15 protein-coding genes are annotated in these 13,607 nt (G+C 61.6%); 12 read left to right on the top strand and 3 right to left on the bottom strand.

Annotation, left to right across the window (positions count from 1 at the left end):
* Positions 1-14 precede the first annotated feature (14 nt).
* On the top strand, positions 15-308 hold the full coding sequence (locus ACGFJ2_RS23415) for a co-chaperone GroES (RefSeq protein ID WP_246652531.1): 294 nt from the start codon (positions 15-17) through the stop codon (positions 306-308).
* Here ACGFJ2_RS23415 and ACGFJ2_RS23410 read toward each other — a convergent pair.
* Positions 305-1,294: a hypothetical protein gene (locus ACGFJ2_RS23410; protein ID WP_393471489.1), complete on the bottom strand. Its 990-nt coding sequence runs from the start codon at positions 1,292-1,294 to the stop codon at positions 305-307. The genes ACGFJ2_RS23415 and ACGFJ2_RS23410 overlap by 4 nt on opposite strands.
* A 55-nt stretch (positions 1,295-1,349) precedes the next feature.
* Positions 1,350-1,805: a TIGR02611 family protein gene (locus ACGFJ2_RS23405; RefSeq protein ID WP_393471486.1), complete on the bottom strand. Its 456-nt coding sequence runs from the start codon at positions 1,803-1,805 to the stop codon at positions 1,350-1,352.
* A 174-nt stretch (positions 1,806-1,979) separates the two neighbouring features.
* Between ACGFJ2_RS23405 and ACGFJ2_RS23400 the strand changes: the two genes are divergently transcribed.
* The 3 genes from ACGFJ2_RS23400 to ACGFJ2_RS23390 all read left to right on the top strand — a co-directional run bounded on the left by ACGFJ2_RS23400 (position 1,980) and on the right by ACGFJ2_RS23390 (position 5,109).
* On the top strand, positions 1,980-2,876 hold the full coding sequence (locus ACGFJ2_RS23400) for an aryldialkylphosphatase (RefSeq protein WP_393471483.1): 897 nt from the start codon (positions 1,980-1,982) through the stop codon (positions 2,874-2,876).
* 272 nt (positions 2,877-3,148) lie between these two features.
* Positions 3,149-4,405, top strand: a complete 1,257-nt coding sequence (locus ACGFJ2_RS23395; protein WP_393471480.1) for a sensor histidine kinase — start codon at positions 3,149-3,151, stop codon at positions 4,403-4,405.
* Positions 4,402-5,109 (top strand): response regulator transcription factor, encoded by a 708-nt coding sequence (locus ACGFJ2_RS23390; protein WP_357960008.1) that lies wholly within the window; start codon positions 4,402-4,404, stop codon positions 5,107-5,109. Before ACGFJ2_RS23395 ends, ACGFJ2_RS23390 begins: the two co-directional genes overlap by 4 nt.
* Before the next feature lie 54 nt (positions 5,110-5,163).
* On the opposite strand, the gene secY is transcribed toward ACGFJ2_RS23390, so the two are convergent.
* Positions 5,164-6,456: a preprotein translocase subunit SecY gene (gene secY / locus ACGFJ2_RS23385; RefSeq protein WP_393471476.1), complete on the bottom strand. Its 1,293-nt coding sequence runs from the start codon at positions 6,454-6,456 to the stop codon at positions 5,164-5,166.
* Between the two features lie 88 nt (positions 6,457-6,544).
* On the opposite strand from secY, the gene ACGFJ2_RS23380 reads away from it, so the two are divergent.
* The 8 genes from ACGFJ2_RS23380 to ACGFJ2_RS23345 all read left to right on the top strand — a co-directional run.
* On the top strand, positions 6,545-6,754 hold the full coding sequence (locus ACGFJ2_RS23380) for a hypothetical protein (RefSeq protein WP_393471473.1): 210 nt from the start codon (positions 6,545-6,547) through the stop codon (positions 6,752-6,754).
* Positions 6,755-6,770: 16 nt separating this feature from the next.
* On the top strand, positions 6,771-8,348 hold the full coding sequence (locus tag ACGFJ2_RS23375; RefSeq protein ID WP_393471470.1) for a recombinase family protein: 1,578 nt from the start codon (positions 6,771-6,773) through the stop codon (positions 8,346-8,348).
* A gap of 490 nt (positions 8,349-8,838) precedes the next feature.
* On the top strand, positions 8,839-9,096 hold the full coding sequence (locus ACGFJ2_RS23370; protein WP_393471467.1) for a hypothetical protein: 258 nt from the start codon (positions 8,839-8,841) through the stop codon (positions 9,094-9,096).
* Positions 9,097-9,105: 9 nt separating this feature from the next.
* Positions 9,106-9,273 (top strand): hypothetical protein, encoded by a 168-nt coding sequence (locus tag ACGFJ2_RS23365; protein ID WP_393471464.1) that lies wholly within the window; start codon positions 9,106-9,108, stop codon positions 9,271-9,273.
* A gap of 109 nt (positions 9,274-9,382) precedes the next feature.
* Positions 9,383-11,521 (top strand): bifunctional DNA primase/polymerase, encoded by a 2,139-nt coding sequence (locus ACGFJ2_RS23360; protein WP_393471461.1) that lies wholly within the window; start codon positions 9,383-9,385, stop codon positions 11,519-11,521.
* 298 nt (positions 11,522-11,819) lie between these two features.
* Positions 11,820-12,236 carry a hypothetical protein gene (locus ACGFJ2_RS23355; protein WP_393471458.1) on the top strand — a complete coding sequence of 139 codons (417 nt, stop codon included), beginning with the start codon at positions 11,820-11,822 and terminating at the stop codon, positions 12,234-12,236.
* On the top strand, positions 12,220-12,519 hold the full coding sequence (locus ACGFJ2_RS23350; RefSeq protein ID WP_393471455.1) for an HNH endonuclease: 300 nt from the start codon (positions 12,220-12,222) through the stop codon (positions 12,517-12,519). The genes ACGFJ2_RS23355 and ACGFJ2_RS23350 overlap by 17 nt, the downstream gene beginning before the upstream one ends.
* Positions 12,520-13,005: 486 nt before the next feature.
* Positions 13,006-13,607, top strand: a 602-nt coding sequence (locus ACGFJ2_RS23345; protein ID WP_393471452.1) for a hypothetical protein, incomplete at its 3' end; no start/stop codon positions are given.

Here is a 13,607-nt window from a genome sequence, read left to right as displayed (position 1 = left end):
AGTTCGAGATCCAGATGCTCAACGACCGGGTGATGATCCGGCTTGAGCAAGAGACCGAGGAGCGGCGCAGCGGCTCCGGGATCGTCATCCCCGCGACGGTCAAGATGGCCAACCGGCTGGCCTGGGGCGAGGTCTGCGGGGTCGGCTCGAACGTGCGCGCGGTCAAGGTAGGCGACAAAGTGCTGCTCAACCCGGAGGACCAGTTCGAGGTGGAGCTGCACGCGCAGGTCTACCTCGTCATGCGCGAGCGAGACCTGCACGCCGTCGCCACGCAGGAGACCGACCACGGCACCGGCCTCTACCTCTAGCCCCGGTGGAAGGTCAGCCAGAGGTTCGCCTTCCACGTCTGGGACGGGATGTCGGCCAGCACCCGTGTCACCTTGCTCGTCAGGTCGAGCACCGACAGGCGGTAGACGCTCTGGTGGGGCATGACCGCGATGACATGGCTCTCGTCCCACCAGCCGAACAGCATCGGCGGGCTGACGGCCACCCGGCTCACGATCTTGCCGGTGGCCGGGTTCACCACGCAGAGCTGCTGCGTGAAGCGTGCCGGGCACCACGTGGTCAGGCGGCTGCCTGACGGCGAGTAGGCGTCCTCCGGGCCGGTCGGCGGTCCGACGCCCACGAACGTGCGCAGAGTCGCGCCGTCACTGGCCCGGTAGGTCCGCACGCCGTCGTCGAACCTGGCGACGAGGTCGCCGCCGGGGCTCCACCCGAAGGCCGCGCTCCCGTCGAGCCCGGCCGGGCGGACCGTGCGAGCGGTGCCCGCCACCACGTCGACGACGGTGAAGCCGACGGTCCGCCAGTTCCCGCCGGCCTTCTGCTCGACGGTGAGCGCCACGCGCTTGCTGTCGCGCGACCATGAGATGTACGAGGCGGCCAGGGGCTTCTTGACCGTACGCACTCGCCTGGTCTGGCCGCTGGCGCGGTCGGTGAGCAGGAGCGAGTCGTAGCCCGCCCGGTAGGACTTCGGGACGCCGGCCACTGTGGCGGCGTCGGGTGAGACCGCCGCCTCCGACAGGGCCGGCTGCCTGGCGAACGCGTTGCCGGTCCTGGTCCTGAGGTAGGTGCTCTTGGTGCCCAGGCCGTAGCTGCTGAGCCGTACGGGATCACCCTTTTTTTCCTGATATTTCACACTGATGCCGGGAAGGAGCAGTGTGTCCGCCTGAGCGGTCGGGAGCCCGGCCTGAGCGGTCGGGAGCCCGGCCTGGACGGCGGGGAGCACGGCGGTACCGGTGGGTGAGGCTGGAGCGAGCAGGGCGAGCGACACGGCGACGGCGATGTGGGCGATCACGCCCCGCAGAATAGGCACCGGATGGCCCGAATTCCGGCAGCGATAACGACCCGGTCTAGATAACGCGCTGGGCCAGCGCGATCAGATCGATGCCGAGCGTTCTGAGCCCGATGTAGACGATCACGGCCGCGACGGCCACGGTCACGATGAGCACGATGACGCGGACCGTCCAGCCCTGCCGTTTGTACCATTCGGTCCAGTCGTGCAGCACCCGCTTGCCGAACTCCAGCGCCCGGCGCGCCCAGTGGAACTCGGTGGCCAGCACGGCCAGCCCCGCGAACACGACCAGCCAGCCCGGCCCGGGGAACGGCACCATGATCAGGCCGCCCACCACCATGATCGCGCCGATGGCGCCGATGACGATCTTCAGCGTGAGCGCGCCCGCGCGGGTGGATCGAACGCCGTCCAGCCAGCCGTGGATGCCCGACCGGCGCTCGGGCATGCTGGAACGGTCTGCCGACTCATCCTTGATCGCGTCGGCGTCTCCGGTCTCGGAGTCCTGGATCGGCAACGTACTCCCCCGCACGGTCGATGTGCCCCCCAGGATACGGCCCAGCGGCCTGAAATAGGCTGCCTTACCAACCCGACAACCCGCCAAATCGACAAACCGCTCAAAACGTAAAATTTCATGCTTTTATAGGCGACTTCAGGCAAAAATCGGTTACCGTCTCCTATGCCCGAGGCCATGCTTCGTACCGTCACCGGTCCCGTACCCGCGACCGCCATCGACGGCGCCGTCCTTCCCCGCGAGCACCTGCGCACCGACATGCGCTGGGCGACCGGCATCGACTCCGACCCCTATCGGTGGCTCGACGAGGACCAGACCGTCACCACCGAACTCCGCGAGGTGCGCCAGTCCGACCACCTCGGCTTGATCATCGATCTTACCTGCCTGGGTATGGGCCGCGACGCCGCCGCCCTGGCCCGGATCGCGATGGGCAGCCGGGTTCCGGTGATCGCCTCGACCGGCCTGTTCGCCGGACCGTTCAGCGGTCCCCGCGACACGGACGTCGAGACGCTCACGAGGCGGCTGATGAGCGAGATCTCCGACGGCCTCGACGACATCGGCGTGTTCCCCGGCGTGATCGGCCAGGCCGGCTGCTGCGGCACCGAACCCAGCCCGGCCGAAGAGCGCGGCCTCATCGCCGCCGCCCGCGCCGCGCTGGCCTCCCGCCTGCCTGTGGCCACGTACGGGCACAACGGGCTGGCCATGCTGGAGATCCTCCTCGCCCAGGGCCTGGCGGGCGACAGGGTGAGCGTGGGCTACGCGGGCGGCGACCCGGCCGTCGCCCGCAAGATCGCCGAGGCCGGCGCGTACGTCAGCCTGGGCTCACTCAGCCTCGGCACGGACCAGTCGGCCAGGATCGCGCTCGCCCTCATCGAGGACGGCCACGCCGACCGCCTCCTGCTCAGCACCGGCGTGAGCCGGATCGCCCAGGTCAACCGGTACGGCGGGCCCGGATACGCGCACCTCTTCCACACGCTGCTGCCGCGCCTGCGCGAGTCCGGGGTGACCGAGGACACGATCCGCCTCGTCACCCGGGACAACCCGCTGCGCTGGCTCACCAGCGGAGCCGCCTGACCTGGACGGCGCTGCAGGTGGCCGGCGGCGCTCCAGGCGGAGTCGCTTGACCCGAACCGCGCCCCAGGTGACCGGGGTTGCCAACTGCGCCCCAGGTTGCTGGCCGCACCCCAGGTTGGCGGGCGTGCTCCAGATTGGCGGGCGCTCCAGGTGGCGGCTGACCGCCCCCCACAAGATCGTCTCGTGGGGGTTCGGGCGGTCCGGCCGCCAACCGGAGGGCCGGAAACTGGCTAGGATTATGGGCTGAGCGAGCCTGGCCAGGTGGGGGGACGGTGACCGAGCACACGCACAGCGGTGACGGCCCGCGCGGGCCGTTCAAGGCGCTGTCCCGCATGGCCCGGCTGGGTGACGTCCCGGTCGTGATCATGCTGGCCTGGGCCGGCTGGCTGGCCGTCCCGTGGTCCTTCAGCGGCCTGGCCCAGGCACGCGCCGCCGTTGCCGCGGCCGCCGCGGAGGCCGAGCCGCCATCGGCCATCTCCATGGGCACGGCAGGAGCCGGCACTTCCACTGATGCCGCACGAGTGGGCACCGCCGCCGACACCGCACGAACCGGCCTACCTGTCGATGCCGTACGAACCGGCACCACCGCCGACGCTGCACGAGCCGGTGTCACCGCCGATGCCGTACGTACCGGCTCGCTGGCGACCGCGACGCCCGCCAGGGCCTGGGGCATCCCGGCGGCCCACAGCCTCGCCCCGGCACACCGCACGGTCCGCGCCCTCCGTGACGACGCCCCCTGCGACGGCGCCCTCCACGCCGACGTCCCCTGTGACGGCGCAGTGGGTGACGCCGCATCGGGTGGCGGGCCTCGGGAGGATGTACTCGCCGCCGAGCGGGCGCGGATCGCCGGGGAGGTGCACGACGCCGCCGGGCATGGGCTGGCGGCCATCGCCCTGCAGGCCGGGCTCGCGCTCGTCACGCTCGACGACGACCCCGAGCAGGCGCGCGCCTCGCTGCTGGCGATCAGGGAGACCAGCACGACGGCGCTCACCCAGCTACGCGCCGCACTCGACCGGCTCGACCCGCGCGACAGCACCCATGACCCACACGCCAGCGCCCACGACCTGCCGAGCCTCATCGACGGGGTCCGGGCCGCGGGGCTCGCGGTGGACGTGGAGCCCGCCGACCCCGTCGTGCCCGCTCACCTCAGCGCGACCGTCTACGGGGTGGTACGCGAGTCGCTCACCAACGTCCTGCGCCACGCCGGCCCGACACAGGCGCTCGTCCGGCTGTCCAGCGACCCGGCCGGGCCGCTTGTCCTGGAAATCGCCGACCGAGGCGCCCTCCGAAGCACTGGTCCAGCCGCCGGCCGGCTGGGAACGACCGAGGAGCACGGCCGAGCAGGGACGTCCGAGGGCCGGGGACTGGCCGGGATGCGGGCCAGGGTGCTCGCCGCGGGCGGACACTTCACGGCGGGCCCGCGGGACGGCGGCGGCTTCCAGGTCCTCGCCACATTCCCGCAGCAACCCGCACTCCAGACCGGCTCAGCTCGCCACAACACCGCCGACTCCCCGGCAGACCTCACGTGACCCCCGCCTCAGCCGAGGAACCCGAGGAAGCCAAAGAAGCCGAGCAGGGGCCGGTGATCCGGGTGGCCGTCGCCGACGATCAGGCCGTCGTACGGATGGGGCTCAGGGCGTTGCTGGACCGGGAGCCGGGCCTGGAGTGCGTGGGCGAGGCGGCCGACGGCGCGGCGGCGCTCCAGCTCATCCGCCGCACCCGTCCCGACGTACTCCTGCTCGACATCCGCATGCCCGGCATGGACGGCCTGGCGACCCTGCGGGCCATCGCCGGTGACCGCGAGCTGAGCGGCACCAGGATCGTGGTGGTGACCACGTTCGCCGTGGACGAGTACATCTTCGCCGCGCTCCAGGCCGGAGCCAGCGGGTTCCTGCTCAAGGACAGCGCCCCCGACGAGCTGGTCGGCGCGGTCCGGGTGGTGGCCGCGGGCGAGGCGCTGCTGTCGCCCGCGATCACCAGGAAGGTCATCGGCCTGTTCGGCCGCCACGGCACCGAGCCGGTCGAGGGCCTCGACACCCTCACGCCGCGCGAACGCGAACTGGTCGCCTGGGTGGCCACCGGCAGGTCCAACGAGGAGATCGCCAAGGAGTTGGTGATCAGCCCCGACACCGTCCGCACGCACGTCAGCCGGGCCATGGTCAAGCTCCACGCCCGCGACCGCGCCCAACTGGTCGTGTTCGCGATGCGCGCCGGCCTGGCCGTCCCAACGTAACCAGCCGACCCGGCCGTCCCAACGCAGCCAGCCGACCAGGCCGTACCAACGTCGCTATTTCCTGAGGAAACCCTCGTAGTTGCGCTGCTGGAGCTGCGCCTCGATCTGTTTCACCGTCTCGAGCCCCACACCCACCATGATCAGAATGCTGGTCCCCCCGAACGGGAAGTTCTGCTGGGTGCTCGGATCCCGCAGGATCGCGAACGCGAGCAGCGGCAGCAGCGCCAGCACCCCCAGGTAGACGGCCCCGGGCGCGGTCAGCCGCGACAGCACGTACGCCAGATACCGCGCGGTCGGCGTGCCAGGGCGGATGCCCGGCACGAACCCGCTGTACCGCCGCATGTTGTCGGCCACCTCGACGGGATTGAAGGTGATCGACACGTAGAAGTACGCGAATCCCACGATCAGCAGGAAGAATCCGATCATGTAGAGCGGGTGCGTGCCGGCGGTGATGTTCCGCGACACCCAGCCGCCTACCTCGTCACCGAGCAGTGGAGCGGCCAGCGTCGGCAGGTACAACAGCGACGTGGCGAAGATGACCGGCACAATGCCCGCCTGATTGACCTTCAGGGGGATGTAGGTGCTGCTCCCGCCGTACATCCGCCGCCCCACCGCCCGCTTGGCGTACTGCACGGGAATGCGCCGCTGCGCCTGCTCGATGAACACCACGGCCGCCACCAGGAACACCCCGGTCACCAGCAGCATGCCGAAGGCGAACGGGCTGAGCACGAAGATGGTCGACATGTACGACGGGAAGAACGCCACGGTCTGGGTGAACATCAGGATCGACATCCCGTTCCCGATCCCCCGGTCGGTCACCAGCTCGCCCAGCCACATCACCATGCTGGTCCCCGCCACCAGGGTGACCACCACCACCGCGACGCCCAGCAGGCTCTCGTCGCGCAGCAGCGGCTTGGCGCACCCGGGCAGCAGTTGCCCGCCGCGCGCGAGCGCGACCACTGTGGTGGCGTTGAGCACGGCCAGCCCGATGGTCAGGTAACGCGTGTACTGGGTGATCTTCGCCTGCCCCGACTGCCCTTCCTTCCTGAGCGTCTCAAGTCGCGGCACGACGACGGTCAGCAGCTGCATCACGATGCTGGCGGTGATGTACGGCATGACGCCCAGCGCGAAGACCGACAGCTTCAGCATCGCGCCCCCGCTGAGCATCTGCACCATGTCGAACAGCCCGCCACGCGCCGTACCCAGGCACTGCTGGACCGCCACGACGTCCACCCCCGGCGCCGGCAGGATCTGCCCCAGCCGGAACAGCCCGATGATGGCCAGCGTGAACAGTAACTTCTTACGGAGATCCGGCACCCGGAACGCCCTGAACAGCACGGTCAGCATGAGCCGAGTCTGTCGGCGCGCCCGTCTCCGGTCGTCCGCCGAGCCGCGTCACCCGCGTACGCAGATCCGCGTACGCGACACTGACCACATGAGCACGCTTTGGGTGATCAGCGGCCCGCCGGGCGCGGGCAAGTCCACCATCGCGGCGGCGCTGCTCGCCCGCCTCGACCCGCCGGCCGCCCTGCTCGACAAGGACACCCTGTACGGCGACTTCGCCGCCGAGATCCTCCGGGGGTACGGCAGGCACCACGGCGAACGCGAAGGCCCGTGGTACGACGAGCACATGGCGTTCCGTTAAGGGGTACCTTGGAGGCATGCCACTGACCAGGAGCAGAGCAGCCAGCTACGCCCGAAGATCCAAAGTTTGGAAGAAGGGCACCGACAATGACGACTCGGTTTTCCAGCAGGAAACCGAAAACATCGCCCGCGCACATGAGGAAGGATGGGACCTCCCCCAATACCGCCTCTACAGCGATAACAACATCTCCGCTCGCAAAGACACTGTTCGTACGGACTGGATTCGGCTTAACGGGGATATCGAATCCAAAGAGATAGACATCCTCATCCTGTGGGAGTCATCCCGTGGGGATAGGGAACCGGGCGACTGGATCAACTTCCTTGAGAAGTGCCAGAAGCACAACGTACGGATTCACGTCACATCCGATGAGCGAACCTACAATCTGGACAACACTTCCGACTGGGAAGCCTTAGCAACTCAGGGCATCAGGAATCAAGTAGAGGTTCGCAACACCAAGAAAAGGACTCAGCGGCACATGGTTGCCAGAGCAAGGAAGGGCCTGCCTCACTCCCGTGCTCCATACGGCTACGAAATCTACGCCATCTCGCCTAAGGAGAACGGGCGCAGGCCGGTATACCCGGACGCAGACATAGTGGCTGACGTTATCAGGCGCGTAGCACGCTCAGAAGCTCTGGTTGCAGTCGCTAAAGACCTCAATGCGAAGGGAATTGACTCCCCCTCTGTAGCTGAGGCTACGCGAGAGGGCAAAGAGCTTTCGGAGACCATTACCCTTAAGGGCAGGGAGGTCAAGCGATCCCTCAAATGGTCCCCCCGCGTGATCCGCAAGATCTGCATGAACGTGGCCTACATTGGCAAGCGACGTTTCGAGTCCAAGACGAGAGACGAGAACGGGGATTACGTAACCATAGAGGAAACTGTAGATGCCCAATGGGAAGCCATCATAGATGAGGAAACCTTCTGGGCTGCATACACCATCCTCGCTAACCCCGAGCGGAAGACCACTAAGCCGGGTAAGGCTAAGCACCTCCTCTCCCACATAGCCCAATGCGATGAATGCGACTCCTACATGGGCAGGAAGAAGAGAGGAAACTATGAGCGCTACCAATGCAATGCCAAAGGATGCACCACCATCCAAATGGACTGGGTAGACGACTTCATCAAACAGCTAGTCTGCGCGCGTCTCGCACAGCCCGATGCGTTCGACCATCTCCTTAAGCAGGACAATAAGAAGCTCTACGCAGAGCTAGATAAGCTGAATGCGGAGCATCAGCAGGCCCTAGATATGAATGACAAGGGAGACCTTTCCCTTATCGCACTCAGCCGAGTAGAGAAACGTGTCCTCCCTCGCATAAGCGAGATTCAGAGAACGCTGCAACCGGCATCTATCCCTCAGGCCGTGGCAAGCCTGCGCAAGGATGCAATAGGTAACGCGGGACTCATTCGGAAGCGGTGGAGTGATCTAGAGGTCGCAGCACAGAAAGACGTGATTCGCACTCTAATACAGTCCATCAGAGTCACTAAGGCACCGGTCATACGGTCACGTGTCGTTGGCCAGGCCATGACGGACGAACAGATTGCATGGAATCTCAAAGAACGCATTCGCATCCGCTGGGTAGGCCAGGAAACCCCATAGAAGCGGCAAGGCCGCAGAAGCCCCCGGACCCCAAAGGATCCGGGGGCTTCTTCATGCCCCCATATGCCCCTGCGCGTTGGCAACCGGCTAAGCAAAGGGTCGGCGCACGACCCTATATCTATATGCGGTCATCATCCGACCCTTAAAAATGTGGAGCCGTGACGACCATATATGCATTAGCGGTCGTCACACCTTCTCTTTTACTCCCAATCAAGGCCGCTGACTCAGCCCGCACCCTGTAGATCAATTGTGCAACTCCGCAGCTCACAGCGCACTTCACAGCGAAGTTTGCCAATCAACGGATCTTGCGGTACCTTCCGAATAGATCGCATATAACGATCATATAACAGCCCCTTGATAAGTTCATAAAGGATGAGGATGCGATTACAAGAGTTAATCGACGAGCTGGTAGCAGAAGCTCCTCCGTTATCAGCTCAGCAACTCTCCCGATTGCAAATCTACTTTGCAGACCTAGAAGAGGAGGAGTCTTATGCAGCCTGAGCACATCTTAAATCCAGGCACCGGCATGACCACCGCTTTTACCACTTGCCTTTCCCCCTATCGCATAACCCCTAATATGAGTGAGCAGATTGATGATAAGGCGTTTGAACTTGGTCTTAGCAAGTCGGAGGTTGTGCGTTATGCCCTTAGTTACGCCTTCGAACATGCCGATTGGCGAAATCTGTCTACATTGAAAAAGGAGTATCGAGAAACCAGGAAGAAGAGAGCTTTAGCCAAAAAGGGGTAGGCGCCTACCATGTTGCAGTACACATCAGCCAATACACAGCAGAGCGACCAAGAGCAGAAGATAGTCAAACTTGAAAAGCTACTAGCAGAGCTTATTGATACTGAAACCTCGGCTGGGCTTATCGCCTATAACGGGATGACGGCTTTGTATGAGTCGTACATCCGCACCCTTGATTAACACAACACACAAAGAGCCCCCAACCTTGCCGGGTCGGGGGCTCTCGACCGTACGCCGCTCACTCAGGAGCACCTACGGAAAGGGGATCGTTTAGCAACTATGAGAGAGAGTGGCATTGACTGCCGAAAATGTCAAACTAAAGGCGGCCGTAGACTTCGCCGCTGTTCACAATCTTGAGGTCTTCCCGCTTCATAATGTGGTTAGCGGGCAGTGTAGTTGTCCAGACGGGCCGGGCTGTGATCGCCCAGGGAAGCACCCTCGTATTGGGTGGACAACGGAAGCCACTACCGACCTAAGGAAGATAGCTCGTTGGTGGCAGAAGTGGCCGGACGCCAACATTGGGATCCCTACCGGCAACCGTAACCGCATATTCGTTCTTGATGCCGATGACCAAGATGGCCTTAACGAGCTGACCTCACTCATCGGAGAGTTGCCAGCGCCCACCACGGTTAGCGGTAGGGGCATGCCCCATTATTGGTTTCGCCTTCCCGAAGATGCCCATATCACTAACCGGCAGGGCAGCATCCCTTTAGGGATAGACGTTCGGGGTGACGGAGGCTTTGTCGTTGTCCCTCCGAGTATGACTAATAAAGGGGAATACCGATGGCCTGCCGGTCGCGAACGCCTCATCGAACCAGCCGAACCCTCCGATAAGCTGCTAGACCTTCTTAGGCCCTCCGAGGAAGAGAAGAAGCTAGTAGACGTTTCTCTGGTTAAAAAGTTCTCGCAGCTCGATAAGCAGAAACAAGCTCGATACCAAAAATATTGGGAGAAGGTCTTTAACGAAGAGATTGAGAAGATCGAGAATTTGGCCTTTGAGGATTGGGGCAGATGGAACAAGACCCTTTTTCGGTCGGCAGCAAACATCTGGGAATACGTTAAGACCCCATGGACTCCCGACAATAAGCCTGAGGCAGTCAGGCTAGCCTTATTGGATGCATGTGCTACCCATCCGGAGGAGAAGGGCTGGACTAAAGCGGTCTGGGACCGAACCATTGGATCCGCATACAGGAAAGTCATGTATAAGGATGGCGTCCTGCCTGAACCTTCTTCTAAGAATGAGTCCAATGAAGATGGCGATGGGGCAAGGGTTGAGCAGTTCCTTAAGAACATTGAAGCAGGCTATGAGCGCGATGAGGACTTGCAAGATGAAGAGTATGAGTTCTTATGGGAAGACCGCATCACGGCTAACGACTTCTGCCTATTACAGGGTGACGGCGGTGTTGGAAAGGGACTCTTTGCTGTATGGCTTATGTCGGAACTAACAAGGGGAACATTGCCGGGAATTTTCCTTGGACACCCGACCCGCTGTTTGTTCATCTCCACTGAAGAGGTCTATAACAAGGCGACCAAGCCTAGGCTTAAGGCTCAGGGCTACAACAGTGAGCTAATCCTCTACTTAAACCAGAACAAGATTATTGGCGGGGACTCTCTTACCTTGGAACCATGGAAGACCAAGGCCCTTATGCAGGATTGGAATCGTCGCGGCATCCGAGTCGTCATCCTCGACCCTGTGCAAGACTTCTTTCCCGATGCTGCCAACCCGGATAACCGTAAGGATGTCCGCAACATCCTCAGGCATCTCCAATCTTATGGCCAGCAGTACGGCGTCACGGTTATTGGCATCCATCATGAGAACAAAGGCTCTTATGGATCGGCCAGTGACAAGGGGGCCGGAAGCAAAGCATTCCGCGATGTGGCCCGCTCGGGCTTCCGGCTGGCCTTAGGCAGGAACACCGATGATGAAGAGGAACGCTATGCAAACCCCATCAAGAGCAACTATTCGTCTGGCAAGTCGAGCTTTAGGTATGAGATCGTCGAGGCAAAGGTAACAACCGATGATGGCCAGGAGATTAATACGGGAAAGTTCGTCATGGGAGAGTCTATCGAATCCACTGCCAATGATGTAATTCAGACCGAGAGCTTAAGCCAAAAGGAACGATCCTTTGTTCGGAAGGAAACGACTAAGGCCGAGATAGCCCTTTTGGAGAAGCTAATTGAGTGCGGCGCGGAAGGCATGGAACCAGCCCACCACAAGACTATAGCTAAGGCCGTTGGGGTTAGCTCCGCAACGGTAAGACAGAACGCCTTTAATTCTCTAATTGACCACAGGCTTGCCGAGAACACCGGCCAGAGAGGAAAGCCGGGAGTCTGGCGGATTACCGACATGGCTAAGGCTAAGCGCTATCTGCGAGAGATTAAGCCCCGACCAGGCATCAATGATTCCTTCCGCGATCTCGCCGTTTAGCCTTATGCAGTTTTAGGGGGGTGGATCTTGGAGCCTGCCCCCCTCCACATGTAAATATCTTAGTATCTTTATATCTTTGCAGGTGGGGGGCGGTGTGGGCTGTGTCATTGCCGGTATCATTCTATCTTCACATTGCGAAGTGCCATCTTTACGCTCGGTAGCCAGTATCATTCGCAACTTTTCTGACCTGCAAAGATACAAAGATACAGAGATAGAGATGCCCGCACGCTTGCCCCCTCGACCCCCGGCTACAGTCACGTATGCATATAGCCCTGCATATCCCGAAGGAGGATAAGCAATGCCAGATCCAGAGTACCCGGATTTCGACAATGACCCATTAAGAGCAATGGCTAAAGGCCGGCCTGCATCTAATAGGTATAACCATTACGGTCTTAATCGCTTGGCTAATCCAGTAGAGGGGGTGTCATGGGATATCAGCCGGTATAGCGATGCTGAGATTAGGGGGCTTATGGAGGTGCTGGATAAGCAAGCACAGGGCCTATTGGTTACTCGTAGGCGGCGTCATGCCGAAGCACTGCACGGCCTTATGATCTCCCTCGGCGATGCATTGAAAGCTAGAGAGGTTAAGTATGAAGCAATCCAGAGTGACACTGCAATGCCTCCCGATTGGGTTACGGCTATCGCCTGCCTACCGCTTGAGGATAACCAACCCATGCTTGATGATCCCATGTTAGAAGATGAGAGCAATGGCTGATCCCAGGAGAAACGGAAAGTCGTATCGTGACTTACGCGTGAGGTTGAAGGGAAGTCACCGAGGAACAACATGCCATATCTGCCAGAAGCCTATTGATATGACGTTGGCTTGGCCAGACACGATGTCTTGGTCTATGGACCACATCACACCATTAAGTCATGGAGGATTGAACATATTTGAGAACGTTGCTGCCGCTCATCTCACTTGCAATAGCAGGCGTGGGAATCAACTAGATCTCAATAGAGACGCTAACGGAAGATGGATAGCATCGAGGGATTGGTAGTCATGGGGTATAGGGGGGTGGTTGCTCAACGGGTAATGGATAACCCCCCTCTGACACCCCGGAGTCTCCTTTTATATCCTACTAGGCCGTGAGGGTAATCTTGGTTAATGGATTAATGAACGTCAGACGACCGCTAATGAGCCCCATCTATGTGTCGGAAGCCAATCGCCACACAGGTACCTATCGGCCGGAGAATGGCTCTCAGCAGGCGATTCCTTAGAAATCTCGTAGGACGCGCCGAGAATTCTTCCGCAACTGCCGGGACTTCGGCTAGAGTGTTCCCATCGGCTCAGGTGCGCCGGACAGCTCAATTCCCCTGACAAGTCCACTCATCTGAGCCTTCCACTTGGAGGGTCGGGCAATCGCCCGCTTCAAGGTCTCCCTAGTTCTTATGGCCAGGCAAGTGCCGCATAAAGAACCCCTGCCGACCATAACGCCAGGCAACCGCCGGTTATGAGAAAGCGAAATCGTTCTAGGGATTGAATAATGTTAGAGCAGGAAATGTCCCTCGTGGTGCATAACCTTCTTGGGTCCACGATGCAAACGCGGGACGACGGAACCCCTGTTGTTCAGCACACCTTAGAGTCCATGTCCTCTACTGAGCGTGAGAAGCTTCACACCTACTTAATGGGTCGCGTCGGGCTTATGCGCGGTTATGACCGTAGGTCTAAGACTCAGGATGAGGAGCTAAAGCAGCTTGAGGCTTTAGACCGTGACGTCCTAGGCGCTGAGCGGGATCACCTCCGTAACCTTATCGGTGGGGCGCTTAGTCGTGGTGATGCTGGACTGGGTGCAAATGGAGCCGGAACCGTCGAGCTTGATGGCGGTTATCGGATTGAATCTGGTACGTCTCTTCATGGGACCGGTGACAAGCCTTCCCGGTATTCCGGGACTCCCCTTGGTCGTTCGCCTTATGCCGCCTCCCATGAGCTTCGGGATAAAGCGTTACGGGCAGTCGAACGGGTAGAGGGCTGCACCGATGAGGTTAAGCACAGGGCTGTCAAGGTTCTCGATTCCGCTAAGGGTGTCGAGCTTAACGCCTTTAGCCGATGGGTTGAGGTTAGTGCCGATCCCGACTACGAACGGGC

Source organism: Nonomuraea sp. NPDC049028, from assembly GCF_043197735.1.
Lineage (GTDB): Bacteria > Actinomycetota > Actinomycetes > Streptosporangiales > Streptosporangiaceae > Nonomuraea.
The sequence above is the reverse complement of the archived record's forward strand: the minus strand, read 5'-3'. Positions and strand labels throughout refer to the sequence as shown.

Coding starts and splice junctions, on each gene's coding strand:
- ACGFJ2_RS23380 (WP_393471473.1), top strand. CDS start 6,545: ATGAGCACGCTTTGGGTGATCAGCGGCCCGCCGGGCGCGGGCAAGTCC.
- ACGFJ2_RS23370 (WP_393471467.1), top strand. CDS start 8,839: ATGCAGCCTGAGCACATCTTAAATCCAGGCACCGGCATGACCACCGCT.
- ACGFJ2_RS23355 (WP_393471458.1), top strand. CDS start 11,820: ATGCCAGATCCAGAGTACCCGGATTTCGACAATGACCCATTAAGAGCA.
- ACGFJ2_RS23400 (WP_393471483.1), top strand. CDS start 1,980: ATGCTTCGTACCGTCACCGGTCCCGTACCCGCGACCGCCATCGACGGC.
- ACGFJ2_RS23365 (WP_393471464.1), top strand. CDS start 9,106: ATGTTGCAGTACACATCAGCCAATACACAGCAGAGCGACCAAGAGCAG.
- ACGFJ2_RS23375 (WP_393471470.1), top strand. CDS start 6,771: ATGCCACTGACCAGGAGCAGAGCAGCCAGCTACGCCCGAAGATCCAAA.
- ACGFJ2_RS23415 (WP_246652531.1), top strand. CDS start 15: ATGCTCAACGACCGGGTGATGATCCGGCTTGAGCAAGAGACCGAGGAG.
- secY (WP_393471476.1), bottom strand. CDS start 6,456: ATGCTGACCGTGCTGTTCAGGGCGTTCCGGGTGCCGGATCTCCGTAAG.
- ACGFJ2_RS23350 (WP_393471455.1), top strand. CDS start 12,220: ATGAGAGCAATGGCTGATCCCAGGAGAAACGGAAAGTCGTATCGTGAC.